At 46.6% G+C, this 25,111-nt stretch carries 22 protein-coding genes; 4 read left to right on the top strand and 18 right to left on the bottom strand.

Annotated features, from left to right (window positions below; genetic code table 11):
- The 8 genes from DYH48_RS08075 to DYH48_RS08040 form a co-directional block, all read right to left on the bottom strand.
- Entirely contained in the window at positions 1-1,365 is a 1,365-nt protein-coding gene (locus DYH48_RS08075) for a DUF1329 domain-containing protein (RefSeq protein WP_006081906.1), read from the bottom strand.
- Positions 1,366-1,378: 13 nt separating this feature from the next.
- Entirely contained in the window at positions 1,379-3,421 is a 2,043-nt protein-coding gene (locus tag DYH48_RS08070) for a DUF1302 domain-containing protein (RefSeq protein ID WP_115334478.1), read from the bottom strand.
- 338 nt (positions 3,422-3,759) lie between these two features.
- Positions 3,760-3,975, bottom strand: a complete 216-nt coding sequence (locus tag DYH48_RS08065) for a DUF2835 domain-containing protein (protein ID WP_006086278.1) — start codon at positions 3,973-3,975, stop codon at positions 3,760-3,762.
- Between the two features lie 43 nt (positions 3,976-4,018).
- Complete coding sequence (gene pepN, locus DYH48_RS08060) at positions 4,019-6,568, bottom strand: aminopeptidase N (protein WP_115334477.1); 2,550 nt, start codon at positions 6,566-6,568, stop codon at positions 4,019-4,021.
- Between the two features lie 84 nt (positions 6,569-6,652).
- Positions 6,653-8,698 carry a carboxy terminal-processing peptidase gene (gene prc, locus DYH48_RS08055; protein WP_006081910.1) on the bottom strand — a complete coding sequence of 682 codons (2,046 nt, stop codon included), beginning with the start codon at positions 8,696-8,698 and terminating at the stop codon, positions 6,653-6,655.
- Positions 8,699-8,726: 28 nt separating this feature from the next.
- The gene (gene proQ / locus DYH48_RS08050) at positions 8,727-9,356 is read right to left on the bottom strand and encodes an RNA chaperone ProQ (protein WP_115334476.1); all 630 of its coding nucleotides are present in this window, start codon (positions 9,354-9,356) and stop codon (positions 8,727-8,729) included.
- A 282-nt stretch (positions 9,357-9,638) separates the two neighbouring features.
- Entirely contained in the window at positions 9,639-10,097 is a 459-nt protein-coding gene (gene msrC, locus DYH48_RS08045; RefSeq protein ID WP_006081912.1) for a free L-methionine (R)-S-oxide reductase MsrC, read from the bottom strand.
- A 17-nt stretch (positions 10,098-10,114) separates the two neighbouring features.
- Complete coding sequence (locus DYH48_RS08040; protein WP_006086275.1) at positions 10,115-10,414, bottom strand: YebG family protein; 300 nt, start codon at positions 10,412-10,414, stop codon at positions 10,115-10,117.
- 207 nt (positions 10,415-10,621) lie between these two features.
- Between DYH48_RS08040 and DYH48_RS08035 the strand changes: the two genes are divergently transcribed.
- From DYH48_RS08035 to DYH48_RS08025, 3 genes are read left to right on the top strand one after another with little or no spacing between them, the layout of a single operon-like run.
- The gene (locus DYH48_RS08035) at positions 10,622-11,254 is read left to right on the top strand and encodes a paraquat-inducible protein A (RefSeq protein ID WP_006081914.1); all 633 of its coding nucleotides are present in this window, start codon (positions 10,622-10,624) and stop codon (positions 11,252-11,254) included.
- A 1-nt stretch (position 11,255) separates the two neighbouring features.
- Entirely contained in the window at positions 11,256-11,873 is a 618-nt protein-coding gene (locus tag DYH48_RS08030; protein WP_115334475.1) for a paraquat-inducible protein A, read from the top strand.
- The gene (locus DYH48_RS08025) at positions 11,860-14,499 is read left to right on the top strand and encodes a PqiB family protein (protein ID WP_115334474.1); all 2,640 of its coding nucleotides are present in this window, start codon (positions 11,860-11,862) and stop codon (positions 14,497-14,499) included. Before DYH48_RS08030 ends, DYH48_RS08025 begins: the two co-directional genes overlap by 14 nt.
- A 139-nt stretch (positions 14,500-14,638) precedes the next feature.
- On the opposite strand, the gene DYH48_RS08020 is transcribed toward DYH48_RS08025, so the two are convergent.
- The gene (locus tag DYH48_RS08020) at positions 14,639-15,865 is read right to left on the bottom strand and encodes a nucleoside recognition domain-containing protein (protein WP_012587487.1); all 1,227 of its coding nucleotides are present in this window, start codon (positions 15,863-15,865) and stop codon (positions 14,639-14,641) included.
- Between the two features lie 223 nt (positions 15,866-16,088).
- Here DYH48_RS08020 and rsmF point away from each other — a divergent pair, with 223 nt between their 5' ends.
- On the top strand, positions 16,089-17,549 hold the full coding sequence (rsmF, locus tag DYH48_RS08015; protein ID WP_115334473.1) for a 16S rRNA (cytosine(1407)-C(5))-methyltransferase RsmF: 1,461 nt from the start codon (positions 16,089-16,091) through the stop codon (positions 17,547-17,549).
- Between the two features lie 283 nt (positions 17,550-17,832).
- Here the strand turns inward: rsmF and DYH48_RS08010 are convergent, their stop codons facing one another.
- The 9 genes from DYH48_RS08010 to apbC form a co-directional block, all read right to left on the bottom strand.
- Positions 17,833-18,621 carry a TatD family hydrolase gene (locus DYH48_RS08010; protein WP_006086270.1) on the bottom strand — a complete coding sequence of 263 codons (789 nt, stop codon included), beginning with the start codon at positions 18,619-18,621 and terminating at the stop codon, positions 17,833-17,835.
- Positions 18,622-18,834: 213 nt separating this feature from the next.
- Positions 18,835-19,161, bottom strand: a complete 327-nt coding sequence (locus DYH48_RS08005; protein WP_006081920.1) for a PilZ domain-containing protein — start codon at positions 19,159-19,161, stop codon at positions 18,835-18,837.
- A 6-nt stretch (positions 19,162-19,167) separates the two neighbouring features.
- Positions 19,168-20,124 carry a DNA polymerase III subunit delta' gene (gene holB, locus DYH48_RS08000; protein ID WP_115334472.1) on the bottom strand — a complete coding sequence of 319 codons (957 nt, stop codon included), beginning with the start codon at positions 20,122-20,124 and terminating at the stop codon, positions 19,168-19,170.
- Positions 20,118-20,744, bottom strand: a complete 627-nt coding sequence (tmk, locus tag DYH48_RS07995; protein ID WP_011846993.1) for a dTMP kinase — start codon at positions 20,742-20,744, stop codon at positions 20,118-20,120. Before tmk ends, holB begins: the two co-directional genes overlap by 7 nt.
- Before the next feature lie 22 nt (positions 20,745-20,766).
- On the bottom strand, positions 20,767-21,804 hold the full coding sequence (mltG, locus tag DYH48_RS07990; RefSeq protein ID WP_006086268.1) for an endolytic transglycosylase MltG: 1,038 nt from the start codon (positions 21,802-21,804) through the stop codon (positions 20,767-20,769).
- A complete protein-coding gene (pabC, locus tag DYH48_RS07985) occupies positions 21,801-22,610 on the bottom strand; it encodes an aminodeoxychorismate lyase (RefSeq protein ID WP_006086267.1) in 810 nt (269 codons plus the stop codon). The genes mltG and pabC overlap by 4 nt, the downstream gene beginning before the upstream one ends.
- Positions 22,611-22,615: 5 nt before the next feature.
- Positions 22,616-23,197, bottom strand: coding sequence for a dCTP deaminase (dcd, locus tag DYH48_RS07980; protein ID WP_006081925.1), 582 nt, complete (start codon positions 23,195-23,197; stop codon positions 22,616-22,618).
- 31 nt (positions 23,198-23,228) lie between these two features.
- Positions 23,229-23,867: a uridine kinase gene (gene udk / locus DYH48_RS07975; protein WP_006081926.1), complete on the bottom strand. Its 639-nt coding sequence runs from the start codon at positions 23,865-23,867 to the stop codon at positions 23,229-23,231.
- Positions 23,868-23,878: 11 nt separating this feature from the next.
- Positions 23,879-24,994 carry an iron-sulfur cluster carrier protein ApbC gene (apbC, locus tag DYH48_RS07970; RefSeq protein ID WP_006081927.1) on the bottom strand — a complete coding sequence of 372 codons (1,116 nt, stop codon included), beginning with the start codon at positions 24,992-24,994 and terminating at the stop codon, positions 23,879-23,881.
- Positions 24,995-25,111 lie beyond the last annotated feature (117 nt).

Below are 25,111 nucleotides of genomic sequence, written 5' to 3'. Positions count from 1 at the left end.
TTAACGGATACCTTCGCGACGCAATGCATCGGGGGTAAAGTTAGCTTCAGTCAGTTTGGCATCGAAGTTATACATACCACTTTGGTTGTCTAAACCCATGGCGAGATAACGACGGGATTGCAAATCATGGAAGACTTCCAGCGTGTCCCATTGAGTTGGCACTTCGTAGTAGTTCAAGCCATGTGCAACAGCCACACGATACAGCTGATCACGGTTATCGTAGAGATCGGCTATCGACACTTGCCATGAATCTTCGTCAAGGTACATATCGCGCACTTTGTAAATGTGGCGCATACCGTCTTTCAACGTCGCCTTCACTTGCCATACGCGGTGTTTTTCCCAACGAACATACTCAGGATTAACATGCCCAGGTTTTAAGATTTGGTCATATTTCAGCTTGTCTGAGTGCAGTTTGTAATCGTTGTACGGAATGTAAATTTCTTTCTTGCCAACCAGTTCCCAGTTATAACGCACTGGAGAGCCGTTAAACATGTCGAAATCATCCGTCGTACGCAGACCGTCAGACACTGTACCCGGTGTATCGAAAGCGACGTTTGGCGCTTTACGGACACGACGTTGTCCTGTGTTATAGGTCCAAGCTTGACGTGGCAACGCCTCTTGATCCATGGTCTCTTTCACCAATAACGCAGTTCCCGCTAAACGGGCTGGTTGAGTCACCACTTGCTTAAAGTAGAACAACGTATTGCTGGCTTTAAGCAGATCTAAGGTCATTTCTGGACGAGAATATTCGAAGCGAATTTCCTCTGAGGTTTCCACTAAGCTATAGCTACCATCGGCCGTTGGTGCAGCTTGGCTACGGGAAGTCTCGATATCGACCCCGCGAAAACGCAAAATGTGGTTCCAAATCGCTTCTAACCCATTTGCTGGGATCGGGAATGGAATACCAATAGCAGCGCCAGAAATACCATTGCCCTGTGCAATCAATTCTGCACGTGTCGCGTTAGCTTTGGTCGCATCATAGACAAACTGCGGCACTGATGCGCTACGGCGAGTCTTATACACATTCATCTTGTAGGTATCAGGATAAAGTTCGAACAACTTCATCTGACCCGGTGTTAAAAAGTCTTTATATTGCGCTTTGTTAGCATTGGTAATGGTGAATTCAATCTTATCCTCAGGGAAAGGATCTGGGTGATGCATCCCTTTGGTATAACCCGCCACAGGCTTAGTGATACCACCATCCCACGCAGGAATAGAACCGTCAGCATTACCTGCTTTTTCAGCACCTAAAGGGGTGAGCTCATTGCCAAGTTTAGCCGCGTCAGCCTCTGATACCTTAGCCATAGCGACTGGCGCTACGAGTGCGAACATCACTGCACTCGCCAATATCGTCAGTTTCTTCATTGTTTGAGTCCTTTTAGATCGAATACTTGATATTGAATGAAACATAATCACGATCTGCCATCGCATTCGTCGTACCGACACCGCCAAAGAAATTGTTATAGGAGATATCTGCACCCCAACGGTTTTGATAGTCGAAGTTAACGCCTAGCGCGACAGACTTGCGTCCTTCCGTGAACAGGAACATAGGATCCGGAGTAATACCGTCAACGTCATGGGAGAAAATGACCCGTGGCGACATATTGACCCCAGCAAAGACGTTGTTGAAATCCGCTTTTGCCACTAAACGGTAGCCCCAAGCAAAGTCAGTTGGGAACGGGTTAGTTTCAGGACCATTGTGCAAGGCTTGAATGATGCCAGGCATATCTGGATTGCCGCCAGAACGTGACGTACCTGGGCCATTGAGACGTAGTTCATCGAAACCTGGCATATCGTGGATCCACACACCACCCACTTCGGCCAACATAGTTAAGTTATCTAACCCTAAAGTTGGACCAAATAGATGAGTGAAAGTCACCTGCGCCTGTGTGGTATCAAGGCGGATAAAGCCATCGACGGTTTCACCCGGTTGAACGTCTTTAATCTGTGAAATACCATCAAGATCAGGACGAAGCCCCGCATTGGCTAACTGCTGTGGCATACCGGCGAACAGCAATTCAACGTCATCAATCTGCAGTGGCTCATCTTGACGATGGGCAATCTCACCCGCGACAGACGTATCACCAATCAAGGTGTTGAAGCTGAAACCGTAGAGTTTAATATCTTCGGGATAAACGATTTGCGCCTTAGAGAAGCTCTTCAGGCTAAGCAGCAGTTCACGGTTGATGTTGCCCGAGTTTTGGCCTACCGTCGCCAAATCAGATAACAATGCACCTGTGCTAAAGTCGGCAGCAGTACCACTGATAAGTGGACGACGACTATGGTAATTCATGAAATAGAAACCAAATTCGGTTTCACCTAGTTCAGGCGCGTAATAACCCAGCTTGATACCGTATTGGCCATCATTGCTTGGTTCTTCTTCATCCTGCACTAGCGTCACTTTCGTTGGGTAGGCTAAAGCCATAGAAACCAATTGCTGTGTCGGAATGGATTGGCCGCTGGCGATCATGCCCGCTAAACGCTCATATTCTTGCATCACAAAATCTAAGTTGATGTCAGGGTTAGCGTTAAAACCAAGCTGAGCGTTTTGAGCATAACCCCCAAAACCGGCAAAATCGTTAGTCGCAAAAATGGAGCCCGGAGTTGGGACCCAAATAGGTTGCCAATCATATTGATAGAATGCTTCAACTGTTAGCGAATCTGTCAGGCCAAGGGATGCCCACACCATACCTTGCGGTCTAAACGCTTCTTTTAACTCAGCACCAGGTGCGTTAAGAATGTTCAAATCCACGGCGTTGATTTCACTGATCCCATGGGCAATCAGCGTACTTTCACCCCATGACACCACTTGGTTACCAACACGAATAGATAATGGATTAGCACCCTCATTCAAATCGAAGTTGGCATAGACAAACGCATCTAATAAACGGATATCTTTACATTGTACTTCTGAAGCGCGGCTATCTTCGCAAGGGTCAAATTCTTTACCCGTGATCGGATCGTTGTAGTCATAATTGCCATCGTTCAGTTTACGATCATAAAAATACATACCGCGGGCGAACAAACCGTAGTTTTTGTATTTCAACGATAATTCATGCAAACCTTTGACGATTTCAGACGTAGTATCGCCTTGAGAATATAGTAAGTTACTTAAGTCATTGTTACTGGAATACGACCCGGGCTGGGCCCAAATCTCAGCTGAAGTATATTTTGTATTGCCAAATGCGCTGTAATTAGACCAATCGAATTGGGGTTGATTCACCTTACCAATTTGACCATCCCAATCACGTGCGCCAACACGCCAGCTCGCACCAGCAGTCCAAGTTGAGTCGAATGTGCCCTCAACCTCTCCCCAATCAAAAGATATTGCATTAACGCTTGGGATCATTAACAAACTCAATGCCGACGCTACCCCCAAAGCAAGCGCCGATTTGTTAAAACTATTTTTAACAATTTTCATTTTAGCTCTCCGTACCCTGCTGGATTCTTTGTTTTAGGAATTACAACCAACATCTTGTTAGCTCACAGGTAACATCATTGTTACAGCAATTAATCCCCTTGGGCAAGGCGCAGTTAGAGAAAATTTTCTAAAGAATTAAGCATGTAGACACATTTGTGCCAGCAGTTGAAAAGGTGGGATTTAAATTAGAGAAAAGCGGGAGAGAAATGAAGCGGGAAAAGATATCAAAAAATCATATAATTCATTAACATATTTAAAAACTAAATATCACAAACCGAGCCTGATAATCAGCCGACCGTTTAAAGTAATTACTCTAAGCGTAAATAAACAAATTCAGACTAGACTCGATTTAATGAAACAAATTGTCCCTTGTCATCTAAAACCAATTTAAAATAGCCTTGAATGCCATTTTCGGTTAAAAAACGTCTGAAATGACGGCCATTAATCCACAAAATACGTCCTTGCGTTTCGCGGACCTCAATTTTATCAGCAAGCCCTTGATAGTAAGGTAAGAAATCTCGATAGCTGATCGTTAGTTTGAAATACAATTCCATAATATCAGGGCGGCATCGATTGCCGCCCTCCTCCTACAAACCGTTATTTTGCCAATGCCTTAGAGACTTTTTCGTACATATCCTTAGATAAGTCAGGTAAAGCCAAAAGTTGCCCTAAACAGGCTTTTATTAAGGTTTGACGGCCTAAGTCGAATTTATGGAACTGGATCAATGGCGTCACCATGCGTGCCGCGACCTGCGGATTGAGCTTATTAAGGGTAATTAAGCATTCGGTTAAGAAAGCATAACCCTTACCATCTTGACGGTGGAATTGGTAAATATTACCCGCCGCAAAACTGCCCACTAACGCGCGCACTCGGTTTGGATTACTCATACTAAAACGCTTGTGCTGCTGTAATTGACGCAGACATTCAATCACATCTTGCGCATTACGAGTCGCTTGCAACATAAACCATTTATCCATTACCAATGGCGTGTCCTGCCAACGCAGCTCAAATGCGGTCATCAACTCATCGCGACAAGGCAAATCACCCACGTTCGCCGCAGTCAGTGCACCGAGGGAATCAGTCATATTGCTGGCTTTATCAAACTGAGCAATCACTAACGCTTCAGCCTCATCCGACACTCTTGCTAACCAAGTTAAACACTGATTTTTAAGCGCTCTTGCCTGCGTGCTATCGACTGGTACCAAAGAGCGATAGAGCGCGATCAATTCATCTTCAGAGTGTGAAGCCAGCTCAGTTAACACAAATTCACGGGCTAAGGCTAACGCATCGAGATCAACGCTCTCTGTTTGCTCAATCAAAGCAGATGCCGTAGGTATGGCTAAGATTTCGGCAATCAATGCTGGGTCAAGTTCAGTGTCTAACAACACGCCTTTAAAACTATCGCGCACGCGGGGATCGAGTGTCATGGCTTGTTGCTGCTGTAAACTCGCCACATTTTGCCAAATCGCTTGGCTCACTAAGGTCACTGAGGCTTCCCAGCGCGCCACTTCGCTGCTGGCAAAACGCATCAAGTGAACCAGTTGATCCACATTGAATCGATATTGCAATTTAACGGGCGCGGAGAAGTTTTGCAGCAGTGAAGCCACCGGCTTATGACTTAATCCCTCAAAACTAAACACTTGTTCAGCTTGAGTAAAGTCGAGAACTTCATTCACTAAAGAGTGGCCCTTGGCATCTAACAGTTCGATACTGAACGGGATATGCAAGGGTGATGCACAGTTCGCTAAACTTTGTTTAAGGGTTAATTGGTAAACGCCCGTTAGCGCATCGAAACTGTCCATCGCAGTCACAATCGGCGTGCCCGCTTGGCTATACCATAAACGGAATTGGGTTAAATCTACGCCGCTGGCATCTTCCATTGCCGCCACAAAATCATCGCAGGTGACCGCTTGGCCATCGTGGCGTTTAAAATACAGTTTCATCCCCGCTTGAAACTTTTCTTCGCCAAGCAAAGTGTGCATCATGCGGATCACTTCAGCGCCCTTGTTATACACAGTGACGGTGTAGAAATTATTCATCTCAATCACAGATTCTGGACGAATGGGATGGGACATAGGGCCAGAATCTTCGGCAAATTGCTGATTCTTGATCACTTTGATTGCGTGAATTCGATTCACAGCGCGTGAGCCTAAATCGGAGCTGAATTCTTGATCGCGAAAAACCGTTAAGCCTTCTTTTAAACTTAGCTGGAACCAATCACGGCACGTCACGCGGTTTCCGGTCCAATTATGGAAATACTCATGGCCTACCACCGATTCAATACCGTGATAATCCTCGTCGGTAGCCGTTAACGTATCTGCAAGCACATATTTAGTGTTGAAGATATTTAAGCCTTTGTTTTCCATCGCTCCCATATTGAAAAAGTCGACGGCAACTATCATGTAAATATCTAAATCGTACTCGAGGTCAAAACGACTCTCATCCCATGCCATGGATTTTTTCAGCGATGCCATCGCATGGTGTGCTTTATGTAAATTACCTTTATCGACGAACACTTGCAGGATCACTTTACGGCGACTGCGGGTAATGAACTCATCTTGCAACAGATCAAAATCGCCAGCGACTAAGGCAAACAAGTAAGCCGGTTTTGGAAACGGATCTTGCCAGCAAACATAATGGCGGCCGCCCTCTAATTCGCCTTGATCAATCAAATTCCCGTTACTCAGTAAAAACGGGAATGCGGCTCTATCGGCTTCGATGCGCACAGTATATTTGGCTAATACATCGGGACGGTCGAGGAAATAAGTGATCCGTCTAAAGCCCTCAGCCTCACATTGCGTGCAGTAGGCACCATCGGACATATACAGGCCTTCAAGGCTCGAATTGGCCTCGGGATCGAGCTTAGTGACGATGTTCAGCTCAAACTCATCAAGCGCCGTTTCTAAGACTAATTGACCCGCGCTAACATGATAAGGCACTGCTTCACCGTCAACCGTCAGCGAGACCACAGTTAAGTCTTCGCCATCCAATACTAAAGCTTGGGCATGCTTAGAAGCGCGTTTTACCCGACTTATCGCCTGCACATGAGTCTCATTGCCCGCCAGATTAAAGGCTAAGTCGATCGTGTCTATCGTGAAGAGTGGCGCTTGATAATCTTTTAAGTATTTTGCTTGAGCTTGTGTCATTTCGATCCCTTTAACGCTGAACTAAATAAGAAAAAACGCGCCATAAGCGCGTTTTGATATTGGATAAATCGACTCGACTAACGCCTACTTAGCACTAGTTTTAGCCAGTTTTTGCGCATCAGCCATATCTAAGGTGATATAAGCCGTTTCATCTAAAAATGCGTCTGGCAATTCGGCGTCGTCTTTAATGTCTTCCATGGATTTAACCGGTGCTAAACCATTGGCGACTCGGCGCTCGTTCGTTCTATCGAGGACTTTCTTCTCATCGGCTTCGCGGGAGGCAATGCGCTCACTTTCAACCAGAGAAACTGTCTTCTCTTTGTGGTGCTTTTTAAAGTCGGCAATATCTTGATTGATATAAGCAAACTCTACACTGCTTTTGATGCGGTTAAGGTGCTTGGCCTCAAGGCTAGTCACTAACTCAGGCGTCACATCATTGAGCGTGCCATATTGTGCCATTGGCACTTTATCCCAAGGCAAGGCATTTTTCTCTTCAGCTTCGCCGTACTCACCTGGCTCTAACGCACTTGGGTAAGCAATGTTGGGTGTCACACCTTTAAGCTGTGTGCTGCCGCCATTGATCCGATAGAACTTTTGAATCGTGTATTGCACATGGCCAATTGGCTTTTCATACATGTCGTATATACGGCCTAAGCTCTTATGCTGCTGCACTGTACCTTTACCAAAGCTAGATTCACCAACAATCAGCGCGCGGTCATAATCTTGCAATGCGGCAGCAAAAATCTCAGAGGCTGAAGCACTGTAACGGTCAACCATCACAGTCAACGGGCCTGCATAACTGGTTTTGCCATCGTTATCACGGTGCGCAGACACACGGCCATCGGCATCACGAATTTGCACCACAGGACCCATATCGATAAAGAGTCCCGTCAGCAACACGGCTTCTGTTAATGCACCACCACCGTTACCTCTAAGGTCGATGACTATGCCTTCAACTTTGGCTTCGTTTAACTTCACTAGCTCTTTTTCAACGTCCTGTGACAGATTCATGTAGAAACCAGGAATATGGATCACACCGACTTTGCGATTAGCGTACTCGCCATCTTTAGGTTCAATCACCTTAGAGGTTGCCGCTCTGTCTTCAAGACGAATTTTATCGCGTACTAAGGTAACGTCGAATGGCTTAGCATTCGAACCGCCTTTCTTCGGTAAAATTTGCAGTACGACTTTACTGCCCTTAGGTCCTTTGATCAGATCAACCACGTCGTCTAAACGCCAGCCGATCACATCAACAATTTCACCGCCTTCTTGACCGACGCCGACAATCTTGTCTTCTGGCGACAGTTTTTCGCTGCCAGCCGCAGGACCGCCAGCAATTAAGCTTTTAATCACAGTGTAATCGTCTTCAAGTTGCAGTTGAGCACCAATCCCTTCAAGGCTTAAATTCATTTCCATTTGGAAACGTTCAGCATTGCGTGGTGACAGGTAACTCGTATGCGGCTCAATGCTACGTGAGAAGGCATTCATCACGCCTTGGAACACGTCTTCACTGTTGGTTTGAGTCAAACGTTTGATGGCGTTGTTGTAACGCTTTTGCAAGATCTCAACAATCTCAGGCCATTTTTTACCTGTGAGCTTCAGATTTAGCGCATCGTATTTAACACGTTGACGCCATAACTCATTGATCTCGGCTTGATCTTTTGGCCATGCCGCATCGTCACGGTCATACTCATAGGCATCGCCAGGGGCGGAGAAGTCCATCTCTTTATCCAGTAGGGATAAAGCATAGACAAAGCCTTCATAACGACGCTTTTGGACGATATCAAACATTTTATAGGCAGGCTCAAGTTCGCCAGAACTGAGCATGTCATCGAATTGGGTAGCATAAGGTTTAAAGCTATCGACATCCGCTTGGGTTAACACATTGCGGCGATAGTCTAACTGCTGTAGATAACGGTCAAAAATTTGCGTAGAAAAGGCATCATCAAGATTAAATCTATGATAATGCGAACGAGTGTATAAGTCCGTTACCCTTTTGCTCGCGACCTTATGTTGCGCTTCCTGCTTGAGAGTGGGTAACTCGCTGATTTGAATCGTGGGTGGTACGGCCCAAGCCGAGAATCCGACAAAAACAGTGGCGATCGAGGTAGCCAAAGTGAGTTTTCGCATCAACAAGTTACTCCGTTTTAAAAAATGATTACAGCAGGATATGTTCTGCTCTAACTTTAATCGTTAGGCCACTATCAAGCTGAACATGAATATCTTCCTTATTAATATCAGTAATCACACCGGCTACGGGTGTCATACCTAACTTAACATTGACGCGTTGTTTTTTCGTTAAATCAGTCAATTGTGCTTGGACATAATTTACGACTGGCGCTGCTGCTTTAGGCGCAGGCTTAGCAGGACGCTCAGTTTTAGCACGTTGAGGAACAGCCACCTTTTTAGGTGCTTTCTTCGCCGCAGACTTAGGTGCGAGTGCTACACGTTTCGCTTTAGCTTTATCCTGACTTTCTTTCAACATGGCTTGAGCATGGTCAATGTGCTCTTGCTCTAACTCGCCGCAAGGTTCGCCATCCAGATTAACGCGTTGTGCGCCCGCTTTAACGCACTTTAAATAGCGCCAGCTGCTGGTGTAACGTCTTAAGGCAACTCTGAGCTGAGTTTTACTGACTTTAGAATCATCAGCCAACCTTTCAGCCAAATCTTGAAACAATCCGATTTTTAATGGCTTAGTTTCACCTTCAGCAATAAAGCACAAAGGAAATGTTTCATACAAATACGCCAAAATTGCATTGGTGTCGGTCAACTTTTCTGTTGATTCCATCATTACTTCCACAGTCAAAAAGGGACATCGATTCGAGGTGATATATATCAACTTCTTACGTGTCGTTTATCTTCGTTAAACTCAATATTGAGTCAACGTACAAATTAGCATCCTAGCCGCGTTTACTAAAGTTAAAAAAAATATACCTTAACAAATTTTTACAGCTCAAAACACTAAGCTTATTCATTGCATGCCAATCAAACCAGCTTAATGCGTGCAGGCGCATATTATAAGGCGCACGCCACCGATTGCGACTATGAATTATGCGTTATTGTACGCAAATTAATCAAATAGGCAGTTTTCAAAACTTTTAACCAGTAATTCCAGCCCCTTTTGGTCTTCTTCGTCGAAACGATCGAAGATTGGGCTGTCAATATCGAGCACGGCAACCACGTTACCTTGAGCACAAACTGGCACAACGATTTCAGAATTACTGGCAGAATCACAGGCAATATGGCCATCAAATTGATGAACATCGGCCACTCGCTGGGTTTGATTGGTGAATGCCGCCGTACCACACACGCCTTTTCCTAACGGAATACGTGTACAAGCCACTTTACCTTGAAATGGGCCTAATACGAGTTGTTCGCCACGCATAACGTAGAATCCCACCCAGTTCAGCTCAGTTAAATTATCATTGAGTAAGGCTGAAAAATTCGCCATTGCCGCAACAAGGTCGTCTTCCCCTTCCAACAAGGCCAAGGCTTGACGGTTAAGTGACTCATAAAATTTCGATTTCATTACATTTCCTAACAATTTTATTCTGCTGCTTCGGTCTTTTTAGCCGTTTTTTTCGCAACAGGTGGATTCGTTGGCGTACTATTAACCTGAACGACACCTTTAAGCAAGTTCGTCAGCTCATCTTTATTGTTAGCAAAATAGAATGCGAGCTTTTCGCCCACGCTTTCATCTATACCTAAATCAGCTTTTTGAATGAAGGGGATAAGGTTATCGGCGATATCGAGCATCTTATCGTAGGCATCAGCCTCCTTCTTAGATGTGAATGTCATCTTTTCAACCCCTTCTCTGACCACGACAAACTGTGTTATTACTGCCATGACTGCCCTCGCACTGTTTTTATATACAGTAACTAGAGTGACATAGATTGAACTTGTGATGCAAGTGTTCTGATTAATCTGATATTATTAGCGTACTTTCGTTGCCAAGATTATAAAGCGCTAGACTGTGCAGAAAGGCTGATTAGCACTACACTTTGCACCGATCTCGCTGTTATTACTCCTATTTAGGCTAATATATATTTTTATATGCATGAAAACGCAGCAGAAAATTCAGTAATCCTTTGCCGTTCCTGCGATTTAGCAGTCCGCAAACGTGCCTTGCCAAGCGGTGTCAGAGCCCTTTGCCCCCGTTGCAGTACTGCACTTTATGACACTCCTTACTGCTCTGTAAATGGCATGCTCGCCCTATGTATCTCGGCATTAGTGTTTTATTTTCCTGCCAATTTTTTACCCGTACTCGAAATTCACTTTTTCGGCAGTATTCGCACCACCACAGTTTTTCAGGGCGCGTTTGCAGTATTTGACCAAGGTTATTGGGTTGTAGGTTTAGCCGTGCTTGCCGCCGCTGTGATTGGTCCAGGCTTATTACTATTGTCGATACTGACGCAGATTTTGATTGTGAAATGGGGACTGAGTCGTCTTTTTTGGCGTAACTCATTAAAGCAATTATTGAAGTTTCATGGCGTATTGTCGCAGCTCACTATGCTAGAAATTTATGTGATCAGCTTTTTGGTTTCATCGTTCCAGCTTTCTGATTTTTCGGATATTTATTTTGGCATGGGCACATTTTGCTTCACTATGTTGTTTCTCGTGACTTTGTTTCTACAAAGAGAGTACGACTTAGAGCACATGTGGACTTTATTGGAAGGTCATCGCTGATATGAAGCAACAAGGTAAAGATATCGGCCTGTGTCTGTGTAAGGTCTGCCGCCTGCTCAATAGTAGTGACCTCAGCCACTGCCAGCGCTGTGAAGCTGAGTTGCAGGTCAGGGACTATTCTAGCCTGCAAAAAAGTTGGGCTTTGTTGATTACCGCTGCCATTTTGCTGGTGCCTGCAAACATTTACCCTATCACTATGCTGACCAACCAAGGGCAAGTGCGGCACGACACCATTTTTTCGGGCATTTTGCATCTAGTGCATTCAGATATGTTGCCCATTGCCGTGATAGTTTTTACTGCCAGTATTTTAGTGCCATGGATTAAAATCATCGGCTTATCCATTTATCTGTGTGCGATCAGCTTTGATATTCCGATTTCAAAAAAGAAATTGATGGTGGGTTTTCACATCATCGAATGGATTGGTCGTTGGTCAATGCTCGATTTATTTGTCATCTCAATCACAGTGGCATTAGTGAATATGGGACAACTACTCGACGCTAAACCCGCGCCTGCAGCGACCGCATTTGCCTTGGTTATTCTGTTAACTCAGTTAGCCGCAAAAGTGTTAGACACTCGTTTACTCTGGGATCGATTGGAACCTCAAGATGACACAAATTGAATCGCCGAAAGTTGTAAAGAAAAAACTCTTTTCGCCCATTTGGCTGCTGCCTATTGTCGCGTTAGCATTGGGTGCGTGGCTGGGCATTAAGAGCATTAAAGAATCGGGCGTTGAAATTCAAATTCACTTTCCGAGCGCCACTGGGATTGACGTAGGTAAAACCTTAGTCAAATACCAAGGCTTGACTGTCGGTAAAGTCAAAGACATAGGAATAGATGAAGATCTCAAGGGCGTAAACGTTAAAGTCATGATGGACTACCGTGCTAAGCCTTTCTTAAATAAGGAAACTCTCTTCTGGCTGGTCACCCCTAAGGCCAGTATCACAGGTGTTGAAGGCTTAGATGCGTTGTTTTCGGGTAACTACATCGCGATTCAACCGGGCAAAGGTAATGCGTCAACCTTCTTCGAGGCTGAACGCCAACCGCCGCCGATGCAAATCGGCTCAGAAGGTGTGATGGTCGAACTGACCTCAGACAAACTCGGTTCGTTGGATGTTGGCTCGCCAATATTTTTCCGCCAAATCCCCGTGGGCAGTGTGGTCAGCTATCGTTTAGATGGCAATCAAAGGGTCATCATCAGTGCCTTCATTCAAGAACAATACGCGCGATTAGTGAAGAAAAACTCTCACTTTTGGAACGTCTCCGGCGTTAAAATTGATGCATCACTGACTGGGGTTAAAGTCAGCTCTGAGAGTTTGGCATCCATTCTGGCTGGCGGCGTGAGTTTCAGCTCTGACGATAAAGCAGATATTGCCAAAAACGGTGACATTTTTTCGCTTTATGATTCAGAAACCACAGCCCTTGGCGGCATAGAAATAAACCTGACCATGGCTGATGCTAACGGTGTCGACAAAGGCACTCGTATTGTTTATCGCGGCATCAATATCGGCAGCATTTTAAGCAAGCAACTCACCGCCAATGGCGTAATAGCCGTGGCTAAGTTTGAACCTCAATACGGTTCACTGCTAACTAACGACGGCGTGTTTTGGCTTGAAGGTGCCGATATTTCCCTCTCAGGCATTAAAAATCCAGAGCGTTTACTAACGGGCAGCGTGATCAACTTCCTGCCGGGTATTAATACAAAAACGGCGATGCCAAGCAGTTTTGCCTTACAAGCCAAAGCCCCTGATTTACTGCAATCGAAGAAGCGTTTCTTGACCTTAACCTCAGCCGAAAACATGGGCATTTCAGCGGGCGCCGAAGTTCGCTTTAAGCAAATCCCCATTGGCTCAGTACTTGCGGTTAAGTTAACCAAAGATTTATCGGCGGTGGAATACCAACTCGAGTTACAACCTGAGTTTGCTAGCCTAATTCGCAGCGACAGCTATTTTGTGCCTGAGTCGGCATTAACAGTAAAAGCATCACTAGAGGGCGTGTCAGTCAAAGCAAGGGACTTTACGACGCTCACTCAAGGTGCGGTTAGCTTGATCCAAGGCCACAGCGATACGCCACTCGCCGCCAACAGCGCCCTCACCTTGTTTAGCTCAGTGGATGCCGCGACAGCCTTCTATGATCGTCAGCAACAAGTACATCTGACCTTAATCAGTCAAGATGGCGCCGATGTCAGCCAAGGCTCACCGATTTACTATAAAAAGATGCAAATTGGCACAGTTGACTCTGTGAACTGGCAAAGTAAGACCGAAGACTTTGCTATCAAGCTCGCTATCGACAAACAGTTCCAGCCCTTGCTGAAAAAGCCGAATGTGTTCTGGCGTAACAGCGCCGTGGATATTAGCGCCAGTCTTGCGGGCATTGATGTTGCGGTCGCACCGCTTCAAGGAGCATTAAAGGGCAGCATCAGTCTGGGATTGCTTGATAGCAATGACAAAGCCAGCAATGCAGCTAACTTAAAACTCTATGAGAGCAAGCAGTTGGCATTAACGCAGGCGCAGGCGATTCGCCTCACCCTACCCGCCTCAAGCAAACTGGCGGCCAAGGCAGCGATTCGTTATCAAGGTCATCAAGTGGGTGAAGTGTCGCAGGTGAAGCTCAATGCCGATCTCAATACACTCACTGCAACGGCCTATCTCTACGGCGAATACGCCGAACATTTCAGCCGCAGCGACTGTGAATATCATCTAGTGGATGCGCAAATTTCTCTAGCAGGAATTAAAGCGCCAGAAACCTTGATCACTGGCCCTTATATCGGTGTGCTACCGGGTACAAGCAGTCAAAAAGCGACCCAGTTTGTCGCCAACCTCGCTGCCAGCAGCTATGCCAATGTTGCCGAAGATGCGCTTAAATTTACCCTAGAAGATAGCAACTTAGGCTCGATGAAAGTCGGCACACCTATCTTCTTCCGTGGTATCAAAGTCGGTCAAATCGATGGTTATCACCTGTCGACACAGGGCAATAGCGTGCTGATGCAAGCCCATATTGAGCCGCAGTACAGTCACTTAGTGAATCAAAGCAGTCAGTTCTGGGATGCTTCTGGGATTAAAGTTGATGTTGGCCTATTCTCAGGCGCGCAAATCGAAGCGGGCTCGCTGGAAACCTTACTCGCTGGCGGTATTAATGTCGCGACTAAGGACACGACTCAAGAGGGTAATCGTTTAGCAGCAGGAACAGTATTAAGATTGCAACACAAAGCCGAAAACGAATGGCAGGAATGGGCACCCGCCCAGTAATTCTTTTCTTCAAAATACTTACACCAACGCACTAATATTAAAGCTCTTAAAAGTCAATCAGGCGCATTATGCGCCTGATTGATTTTTAGCTTCTCAAATGTCATAGACACATTCTAGGGCGATCAACACTCTCCCCCCCTTATCCATAAAACCAATAACAAACGGCAATCGCAGCACTGATCCCCGCAAAATCCGCGGTTAACCCACAGGCTAAGGCGTGGCGGCCATGGCGAATACCCACAGAGCCAAAATACACGGCGAGAACATAAAAAGTAGTTTCAGTGCTGCCCTGAAAAATCGCCGCTAATCGGCCAGCAAAAGAATCGACGCCGTGATGATCCATTGTCTCGAGCATCATGGCTCTAGCACCTGAACCACTAAAAGGCTTCATCAGCGCGGTCGGCATAGCATCGACAAAACGCGTATCAAAACCCAATATCCGCACGCCACTGGCAATCAAGTGCAACAGATAATCCAAGGCGCCGGATGCGCGTAGTAAACCGATCGCTAATAGCATGGCGAGCAAATAAGGGATCAGTTGGATAGATTGGGCAAAACCCGCCTTCGCCCCTTCAATAAACTCATCATAAACCGCCACCTTACGGATGCCCGCAACAATGACGAAGGTAAACACTAATAACAATAAAATGCCGTTACCCATTGCCGTCGACACTGTGCCAATGGCTTCAGCACTTAAGGTCATCAGATAAAAACCACTCGCCACTAGGCCAGAGAGCATCAAGGCGCCATAACCGAGCACCACAGAGTTTAATAACGAAATCCGCTGCACTAACGCCACAACCAACAAACCCGCCAGTGTCGAGGCCGAGGTTGCCAGTAAAATCGGCAGGAAAATATCCGCAGGCGCGGCTGCACCTTGCTGGGCACGGTAAAGGAATACCGTCACAGGCACTAAGGTGACAGAGGAGGTATTAAGTACTAAAAATAAGATTTGCGCATTAGTCGCCACGGTTTTTAGCGGATTTAGACTCTGCAAATCATGCATCGCCCTTAAACCAAGCGGCGTGGCGGCATTATCTAAACCAAAAATATTCGCCGTTAAATTCATCGTGATACTGCCAAAGGCGGGATGGCCCTTGGGCACTTCTGGCATCAAGCGGCGCAGTAAGGGCTCAAACACAAAGGCGATAGCGCTGACCACTCCGGCCTTCTCGCCCACCTGCATCAATCCCATCCACAGAGAAAGTACACCAATCAGCCCAAGGGAAATTTCAGCGGCAAGCTTAGCGCTAGCAAATAATGCGGCGACCGAAGCCGATAGGACTTCTATGTGCCCATTGAACAGTTGCACCGCTATTGCCAGCAATGCCGTAACAAAGAAAGCTAACCACACGCGATTCAGCACGCTAATCCCCTTATTTTTATTTGTTTTTATTCTATTAGCTCATGACTACTGAGTGCTAGCTTTATGGCAACTCATTCTAATATTGCGGCAATCGTCTGTGCATAAACCTCAAATAACCATAACGGCTGAGGCACTTGGGATAAAATCTCAGACCCAATAAGGGATTATGATATACTCGCGCCAGTTGATACACAGTCTATTTTCCTATGGTTCAATGAAATCAATGGTTCAATTAAATCAAAATTTTATCGATACAATCACCCAAGAACTCCCCGCCCATTTATCCATGGACGAGTTTATTGCCGCTTGCGACAGGCCGCTTAGACGTTCAATTCGGGTCAATACCTTAAAAATCAGCAGCGACGACTTTAAGACTCTGATGCAACCTAAGGGCTGGACGTTTGATCCTATTCCTTGGTGTGAAGACGGATTTTGGATCAGCTACGATGAAGAAGAACAACTCGGCAATGCCTTAGAGCACATTCAGGGCTTATTCTACATTCAAGAAGCCAGCTCTATGTTGCCGCCGACCGCACTTTTTACGCCTAGTGCATTTACGACTAGTGCAAAGTGGCAGTGCGTACTCGATCTCGCCTCTGCGCCGGGTTCAAAAACCACGCAAATGGCCGCATTGATGCAAAACCAAGGTTTATTGGTAGCGAATGAGTATTCGGCGAGCCGCGTGAAAGTATTGCACGCCAATGTGCTGCGCATGGGCGCAAGTCACTGTGCTCTCACCCATTTCGATGGCCGTGTGTTTGGCGAATACCTGTACGAAAGTTTCGATGCAGTGCTCATTGATGCGCCCTGTGGCGGCGAAGGCACAGTGCGTAAAGATGCCGATGCGCTAAAACACTGGAGCCTTGACGATGTGTTGGCCATTAGTGAAACCCAAAAAGCCTTAATCGAATCAGCGTTTCTCGCCCTGAAACCCGGCGGCAGTTTGGTCTACTCAACCTGCACCTTAAACCGCCTCGAAAACCAAGGCGTGTGCGAGTATTTAAAGCAAGTCTACGGCGATGCCGTGCAATTTGAATCCTTAAGTGATTTATTTGATGGCGCTGATCGAGCCACGACAGCCGAAGGCTTCTTGCATGTCTGGCCGCAGATTTACGACAGTGAAGGTTTCTTTGTCGCTAAATTGACAAAAACTGCCTCTGTGCCGCGATTACTGCCTGAGCCTAAACTGCAGAAAAACTTCCCCTTCACGACCGCATCAGCGAAACAAGCTCAAGGGATCAAAGACTATTTTCAGCAGGATTTAGGTATCAGCTTACCGGACGAACTCATCATGGTTCGCGATGATGAATTCTGGCTATTTCCTCATGAATTCAACGCTTTTATCGGCCGTATGCGCTTTCAGCGTATTGGCATTAAACTCGCCGATAACAGTAAGCACGGGTTTAAAGTCCGCCATGAAGCGATTATTGCTTTAGCGGGAAAACAACTTAGCCCAACGGCAAAAACGGTCGATGTGAGCGATGTTGAAGCTAAAGAGTATTTAATGGGGCGAGATATTCCCTTAGCCACCGCAGGCAAAGCCCAAGGTGAAGTGATCGTCTGTTATGGCGGCGCGCCATTAGGCATGGCGAAACATTTAGGCAATAAGTTAAAAAACAACCTGCCCAGAGACTTAGTGAAAGATAAAGTGTTATTGCTACCAGAACAGACAAAATCGTTATAGTTCTGCTGTTTTTTAGCGATAAATAACCTAAAAAAGGGGAAGGTGAACGCGACTCTAGGGCAAAAGCTCAACTACACTGAGTCTATTGTAAAGCGCACTGCATGGCGCTTTCACCTGTAGCGCACGGCTCTTCAACGAGCCATTCCCCTAGGCCCAAACAGCTTTCATCGTTTTGGGCCTTTTTTTATGCCAATGTCTTTATGCCTGAGTCTTTTTGCCTGAGCCTTTATGTCTCAGTGTTGGCAAGCACGCAATCGCATAACATGGGTCAAAACACTTAAAGCTAACGGCCGACTAAACGCGCCGCATCTTTGAATAAATTAAAGAAGTTATTACTGGTGTACTCAGCAAGATCCTCGTAGCGCTCACCTCTAAGCTCGGCCACAAACTCAGCAACATCACGCACATAGGCGGGCTGGTTTTCTTGTCCACGGTGTGGAATAGGCGCCAAATAGGGCGAGTCTGTTTCAACCAGCAGGCGATCCTGTGGCACTTTACGGATAACAGTGCGAAGTTCACCGGCATTTTTAAAGGTGACTATGCCTGATACTGAAATGTAAAAGCCAAGGTCAATCGCCGCTTTCGCCATTTCCCAATTCTCGGTAAAGCAATGCAGTACGCCGCCAACTTTATCCGCGTTGCCCTGCTTAAGCATAGTGATCGTGTCTTCACGCGCATCGCGAGTATGGACAATCAAAGGTTTATTCACTTCGACCGCAAGGGCGATCTGCTGCTCAAAACATTGTTGTTGCAGCAATTTAGTTTCGTCGGCATAAAAATAATCTAGGCCAGTTTCACCAATCGCGACCACTTTAGGATCGGTGGCAAAGCGGCGGATTTGCTCAACATCAAGCCCTTCTTTAACGTCTAATGGATGCACGCCCGATGACAAAAATACCTGATCGAAGGCTGCAACTTTATCTCGCATCGATTCAAATCCCTGCTGGCGCACGTTGACGCATAGCATATAGTCCACGCCACGGGCTTTCGCGCTGGCCAGAATATGTTCTAGGGTTTGTTGATCAGGCGCCGCTTTAAGGCGATCGAGATGGCAGTGTGAATCAATAAGCACAGGGATTTCCAAGCAGAATAACAAAAGGAAGACAAGGATACCCAGCCAAGGGATCGAGGTCAAATTCCACGGAGGCGAAGTATCAGTTTAGAGTGTGGGCCAATGTTAAAACTAGAACAGTTAAACGAGAGTAACGCTTAAAGCAGAGCGTTTAAACCTAAGTAACATTTAAACCTAAGTAACCTTCAAACCAGAGCAATAATGCGGGCCAACCTACATAGTGCAGGTTAGATCGCCGGAGGCAAGTTCGCGGGACAGTAATTTTTCGATGTGGTGTTTATGGCTATCGGGCTCAGAAACAATTTTAATGCCAATGCCTACAGGACGGCCGCCCGAAGCACCTAAGGGATTGATCCATACCACGACACCGCGAAATTCATTCGTTATGGTCGCGCCCGGTAAGCGATACGCAATCGTCAGCGGCTGGCCAAGGTAATGCCCTTCACTGGTGGCTATGAATAATCCTGCCGGCTTAATAAAAGGCATATAGGCACGATATAGCTGATGTAAGGTATCAAAATTAACGACGAGATCTACCATGGCATATTACTTATTTGTTATCTCTCTATATTCTAAGACATAACTTTGACACAAGGCCAGATAATTGACGCTCGGCATTGTACTTAAGCTATGACACATTCCCATGATCTTGGCCGCCAAGTTCCCGAGCTGCGCATGGATAAACGCATCTTGGTGGCTATTTTTCAGTAACACCTGTCGTATAAGCAGGTATAAAACCTTAAGAACATCAATTATTTGTTGTTCACTTATAGTTAACAAACTAGCACACAGATGACCAGACGACAAACTTTGGGCCCAATCTTTGCGAAACTGTAGCAAGGATTGATAACGGCTCTGTTGACCACCTTCAGACTGCAAGCTCTCTGCCAACTGTAGCGGTCCACCCACCACACTCAAGCACCAAGTAACATCCTCTTTGATATCACATTGCTGCGCTAACCAGTTTTTGATGATTTCTCGACTTGGCACAACGAAGGGAATGCGCTGACAACGACTGCTGACCGTCGCCATTAAACGTGCAGGCGTATCCGACTGCAATATCAGTAAAGTGTCTTTACCCGGCTCCTCAAGGGTTTTAAGGAGAGCGTTGGCGGCAGCGGAGTTAAGCCGCTCGCTATGATGAATAATCGCCACTCGCATACCGCTTTGCTGGGCTGTAGCAGTAAGACGCGTGCAAAGCTCACGAATTTGATCGACTTTAATTTGATTGCCATCGGCAGCAATATGGTAAAAATCGGGATGATTGCCCGCATCAAAAAGCTGACAAGACTTACAAAAACCGCAGGCCTCCGCCGGTGTTGGCTGCAAACACATGGCCGCACGCGCCATAAATACACTCAGCAGCTCACCACCATAGGCAGAATCAATGCCGACAAGCTGCGCATGGGGCATTTTTTGCCGCGTTAGTTGCGCTAAAAATGCCTGCCTTGGCCCTTCGAGCCAAGGCAATTGCGCAGCCGTAAACCCAGACTCAACTACCATGCCATCGCCTGTAACACGGCTAAGATATCTTTATGCACTTCGGCCATGGTTTGACTCGCATCGATAACCACTATGCTGTCATCTTCGCTAGCAAGTTTAAGGTAAGTCGCGCGAGCCCGTTCAAAGAAATCAATCGCTTGTTGCTCAATTCTATCAAGCTCACCGCGTTTAGCCGCGCGGGTTAGCCCAAGCTTAGGATCTAAATCTAAGTACAAAGTGAGATCGGGTTTAAAGCCTTTTAGGGTGGCATTGCTCACCGCTTCCACTAACGGCATTAAGCCCCTGCCACCACCTTGATAGGCCAGTGACGATAAATTGTGTCTGTCACCCAATACCCATTGACCCTTTGCAAGCGCGGGCTTAATGACATTGGCAACCAACTGGGCTCTGGCGGCATAGATGAGTAAACACTCGGCCTCGTCACACAGGGGATCGGTCGCATCGGCAATTTTGACCAAATCACGGATACGTTCGGCCAGTGGCGTGCCACCCGGCTCGCGGGTGCAGATCGGCGCTTTACCCGTATGTTTTTCAATAAAGTCGCGAATAAGGTTAATAGCACTCGACTTACCCGCGCCCTCTAAACCTTCAATAACGATAAATTTTGCAAAAACTGACATTGGATTTTCTTTCTCTGCATTTTTACTTTGGTGATTTTTCTGGCGTCGCCGGTTTTTTCTTACGCTGATACACATCGACAGCTTGGTTGTGTGCTTCAAGTGTGCTTGAAAACACATGGGTACCATCGTTGCGTGACACGAAATAGAGATAACTCACACTAGCGGGTTTAGACACGGCCATCAGTGAGGCTTTACTCGGTGCTGCTATCGGTGTTGGCGGTAATCCAAAAATACGATAAGTGTTAAAAGGTGTCTCTTCGACTAAATCTTTACGGGTGATATTGCCCTTATAGCGTTCGCCCATGCCATAAATAACCGTCGGGTCGGTTTGCAGACGCATGCCTTGATTAAGACGATTAACGAATACTCCGGCAATTTGGTCGCGCTCATGGGCTTGGCCGGTTTCCTTCTCGACTATCGATGCCAAGATCAGCATTTCATAGGGGGATTTTAACGGTAAATTCGGCGCCCGTTCCGCCCACGCTTTGGCAAGCTCTTGCTCCATCATCTTATAGCTTTGAGTCAGCAGGACTTTAACATCCGCCTCAGCAGTATAATGATAGGTGTCAGGGAAGAATTTACCCTCAGGCAGACCTGAATCATCGCCCTGCGCCATCAACACGGCGGCAAACACCTCTGGTGACATCTGTAAATGCGGCGCACTGGCAAGTTGTTGTTCCCATTCAACGATGGTTTTACCTTCAACTAAGGTCAAACTGAAGGTTTTCACTTTTCCGGCAATCAAATCATTCAGCAAATCGGTAATGGTTTGTGAAGGGGATATTTCGTAAAGGCCCGAGCGGATCTTAGCAAGCTCAGGGCGGAACTTAAGTAGCCACTTGAGTTTCCACGTGTCTTGAATCACACCATCGTCGGCAAGTTGCTGCGCAAGCTGGTTCACGCTGGTACCGCGTTCAACGGTCAGCTCTTTAGGCTCGCTGAGACTCAGCGGCGTTTGACTGTATTCGATGACAGTTTGATAGCCCCAAAAGGCGCCAAAACAGACTAATGTCAGCAAGGTCAACAGGGTTGAACTGGCGATAAGAATGAGTTTTTTCATAGGGTGAGTGAAAGTGTCTGTCTAAGTTGCGCGGTAATCGGAGCACGGCTGAACATGAGCGAATCAATCGCCAGCACATCCACAATTCCTAAAACGCTGTTAGTGATAAACGCTGAGTCAAATTCAATTAAACGCTCGGCGCCAACGGGCAAACATTCGATATTCATGTTCTGTTCAAGCAAGGCTATCATAACCTGTTCGCGCATCACACCCGCCACGCCGCACTGGGCTAATGAAGGGGTTATAACGCGATTGCCTTTGATAAAAAACACATTGGCCATCGAAGATTCAATCACATTGTCTTCGATATCGTTAACTAACCAGTCATCAAACCCCTGAGGTAAAGGGTGGGATTTTATCAAGACTTGTTCGAGTCGATTTAAATGCTTCATCCCAGCCAACAAGGGCTGCAAACCCAATCGTATCGACGAGGTTTTAAGGCAAATGCCCGCTTGCTGCCACTTTGCATAATGGCTTGGAATAGCATGAACAGAGACGATTTCGGTAGGATTAACCGTTTCTGGTGGTGTGTAACCACGGCCACCAACACCACGGGAAACGATTAACTTAATGCAATGATGTGGATATTCAATGGCTAAGGCATGAAGCTGCTGTTGCAGTGCTTCACTCATTTGCCATTGAAACCCAAGCCTTGCGGCGCCTGCGGTTAAACGAGCTTGATGGGCGTCGAAAAACAAAATCCCCTCAGCGCCTGTCCGCATAGTCGCAAACAAGCCATCACCGTAGGCAAGCCCTCGATCGGAAGGGTCGACACTCGCCAGCGATGCGCCATTCACCCAAAACACTTGTGTTAGTCCTGACTGATACGGCTGGCGACCGCTTCTTGCTGATCTTTATACTTGGCACTTTTACGGGTGTTATAAGGACGTGCAACCGCATGATTGAGGCGTTCAAAGTTAAGCGCACCTATGGTCATACGTGGACGCAGGGCCAAAGGTAACTTGCCGCTGTTATAGAACTCGAGCACGATTTTACCCTGCCAACCTGGATCGATACGGTGCGCAGTCACATGTACCATAAGACCTAAACGCGCCAATGATGAACGACCATCGAGCCAACCGACGATATCGGCGGGCAGCGTCACGCTCTCGTAAGTCACCGCCAAGGCCAATTCGCCAGGATGCAGGAAAAACGCTTCGCCATCAGGGATTTCGATAATTTCACTCATCACCCGATCAAGCGCAGCTTGCATCTCGACGCTTGGGCCACTCAAGTCGATATAAGGCGCAGTATGATCTTTAAACACGCGAAACTGTCCACCTAAGCGCACATCAACACTGACGCCTGAAATAGCTTCTATGCCTGGGCGAGGTTCTATTACGATAGTGCCGTTATCAAGGGCCTGTTCAATTTCGATATCGGTTAAGCGCATCTTGCCTATTACTCCTTGAGTTTTTATGTCGTTATTTTGCCAGTAAATGTTGGATACGAGTTTTTAAAATATCGGTCGCAATACGATTCTTACCGCCACGGGGAACGATAATATCGGCGTATTGTTTCGACGGTTCGATAAACTGTAAGAACATAGGACGCACGGTTTTCTTGTACTGAGAAATCACAGATTCCATCGTACGACCGCGTTCAGCCACATCACGGGTTAGGCGACGTAGGAAACAAATGTCCAGCGGTGTGTCCATAAACACACTCGCGTCCATCAGCGCACGTAATTTAGGATCGGTCAGCAGTAAGATACCTTCTAAAATGATCACCTTTTTCGGTGTCATCGTCAGGGTTTCTGCTATACGAGTGTGTTCTGTGTAGCTATAACAAGGGATATCAACAGCTTCGCCAGACTTGAGCAACTGTAAATGGGTGCACAACAGTTGATGGTCCAACGCTTTTGGATGATCGTAATTCGTTAATACCCGTTCATCCATGGATAAATGACTCTGATCGCGATAGTACGCGTCTTCATTAATTACCCCAATTTGATCTGTGCCTAAATCGCGGCGTAATTCGTCAAAAATCGTTTTGGCAATTAAACTTTTGCCCGATGCTGACGCGCCAGCAATTGCAATAATGACACACTGCTGAGAATTCATACCCTTAAACCTTACTCGTCATCTGAAACACTAATAGAAACTGTTTTCTGGCTTTGTTTTAAAGCCAATTCTGCGCCCACTTTACGGGCAATTTCCCGATAAAGTGCGGCTACTTCACTGTCTGGTTCGGCAACGACCGTCGGCGCACCGTTATCCATGGCTTCACGGATATTGATGTGCAGCGGCAAGGCGCCTAACAGTGGAACTTGATAACGCTCGGCGATTTTACTGCCACCGTGTGTTCCAAATGGATGTTCTTTATGTCCACACTCGGGACATAAATGGAAACTCATGTTTTCGACGATACCCAGCACAGGAATGTTCACTTTCTGGAACATATTGATGCCCTTCTTGGCATCGGCCAGCGCGATATCCTGCGGCGTAGTCACGATAACAGCACCACTCACAGGCACTTTTTGTGACAGAGTTAATTGAATATCACCCGTACCCGGCGGCATATCGACGACTAAATAATCAAGCTCTGGCCATTGGGTTTCATTGAGCAGTTGCGCTAGCGCGCCCGCTGCCATTGGGCCACGCCACACGGCCGCTTCATCACCGCTGAGCATAAATCCAATCGATTGCGCGGCAATGCCATGGGCACTGGCGGCGGTCATGTGTTTGCCATCGGGGGAAAGCGGTCTGAAATTAGGAATACCTAGCATCATAGGCACTGACGGGCCGTAAATATCCGCATCGAGAATACCCACCTGTGCGCCTTCAGCCGCTAAGGCCAAGGCTAAGTTCACCGCTGTGGTTGATTTACCCACACCGCCCTTACCTGAGGCAACGGCAATCACTTGCTTCACATTGGCAATCGGTGCGATAGAAGATAACGCTGAATAGGCTTTAGGTTGAAAATCGATTTCACATTCGACTTCATCGATAGCATCGAGCACGGCCAACTTGTTGGTCAGCGCCATCACAGTGTCGCGATACTGGGTCATGCAAGGGTATGGATAGACTAAGCCAAGCTGCAAACGCTTACCTTCCAACGCCAGTTTATTTACGCATCCTGCGCTCACTAACCCTTTCGCGAGATACGGATCAACAAATGAATCGAGAATAGCCAGAACTGGCCCGAGAAGATCGTCATTTAGACGATAATCAGTTTGAGTTGAAGACAAAAGAATTACCCCCACCAATAAATTTGCCCAAGTGTACCAGATAATGCAGAAAACATTAGCGCAGATTTAGCTCAATCGGCTCAGCTTTTGATGAAAATCATCCTGTAATCGGTTAGT

The sequence above is a fragment of the Shewanella baltica genome, from assembly GCF_900456975.1.
Classification (GTDB): Bacteria; Pseudomonadota; Gammaproteobacteria; order Enterobacterales; family Shewanellaceae; genus Shewanella; species Shewanella baltica.
The sequence above is the reverse complement of the archived record's forward strand: the minus strand, read 5'-3'. Positions and strand labels throughout refer to the sequence as shown.

Coding starts and splice junctions, on each gene's coding strand:
- holB (WP_115334472.1), bottom strand. CDS start 20,124: ATGGTAGTTGAGTCTGGGTTTACGGCTGCGCAATTGCCTTGGCTCGAA.
- DYH48_RS08035 (WP_006081914.1), top strand. CDS start 10,622: ATGCATGAAAACGCAGCAGAAAATTCAGTAATCCTTTGCCGTTCCTGC.
- dcd (WP_006081925.1), bottom strand. CDS start 23,197: ATGCGCTTAACCGATATCGAAATTGAACAGGCCCTTGATAACGGCACT.
- msrC (WP_006081912.1), bottom strand. CDS start 10,097: ATGAAATCGAAATTTTATGAGTCACTTAACCGTCAAGCCTTGGCCTTG.
- rsmF (WP_115334473.1), top strand. CDS start 16,089: ATGGTTCAATTAAATCAAAATTTTATCGATACAATCACCCAAGAACTC.
- prc (WP_006081910.1), bottom strand. CDS start 8,698: ATGCGAAAACTCACTTTGGCTACCTCGATCGCCACTGTTTTTGTCGGA.
- DYH48_RS08040 (WP_006086275.1), bottom strand. CDS start 10,414: ATGGCAGTAATAACACAGTTTGTCGTGGTCAGAGAAGGGGTTGAAAAG.
- udk (WP_006081926.1), bottom strand. CDS start 23,867: ATGAATTCTCAGCAGTGTGTCATTATTGCAATTGCTGGCGCGTCAGCA.
- pepN (WP_115334477.1), bottom strand. CDS start 6,568: ATGACACAAGCTCAAGCAAAATACTTAAAAGATTATCAAGCGCCACTC.
- mltG (WP_006086268.1), bottom strand. CDS start 21,804: ATGAAAAAACTCATTCTTATCGCCAGTTCAACCCTGTTGACCTTGCTG.
- proQ (WP_115334476.1), bottom strand. CDS start 9,356: ATGGAATCAACAGAAAAGTTGACCGACACCAATGCAATTTTGGCGTAT.
- DYH48_RS08025 (WP_115334474.1), top strand. CDS start 11,860: ATGACACAAATTGAATCGCCGAAAGTTGTAAAGAAAAAACTCTTTTCG.
- DYH48_RS08065 (WP_006086278.1), bottom strand. CDS start 3,975: ATGGAATTGTATTTCAAACTAACGATCAGCTATCGAGATTTCTTACCT.
- DYH48_RS08005 (WP_006081920.1), bottom strand. CDS start 19,161: ATGGTAGATCTCGTCGTTAATTTTGATACCTTACATCAGCTATATCGT.
- tmk (WP_011846993.1), bottom strand. CDS start 20,744: ATGTCAGTTTTTGCAAAATTTATCGTTATTGAAGGTTTAGAGGGCGCG.
- DYH48_RS08070 (WP_115334478.1), bottom strand. CDS start 3,421: ATGAAAATTGTTAAAAATAGTTTTAACAAATCGGCGCTTGCTTTGGGG.
- DYH48_RS08075 (WP_006081906.1), bottom strand. CDS start 1,365: ATGAAGAAACTGACGATATTGGCGAGTGCAGTGATGTTCGCACTCGTA.
- DYH48_RS08030 (WP_115334475.1), top strand. CDS start 11,256: ATGAAGCAACAAGGTAAAGATATCGGCCTGTGTCTGTGTAAGGTCTGC.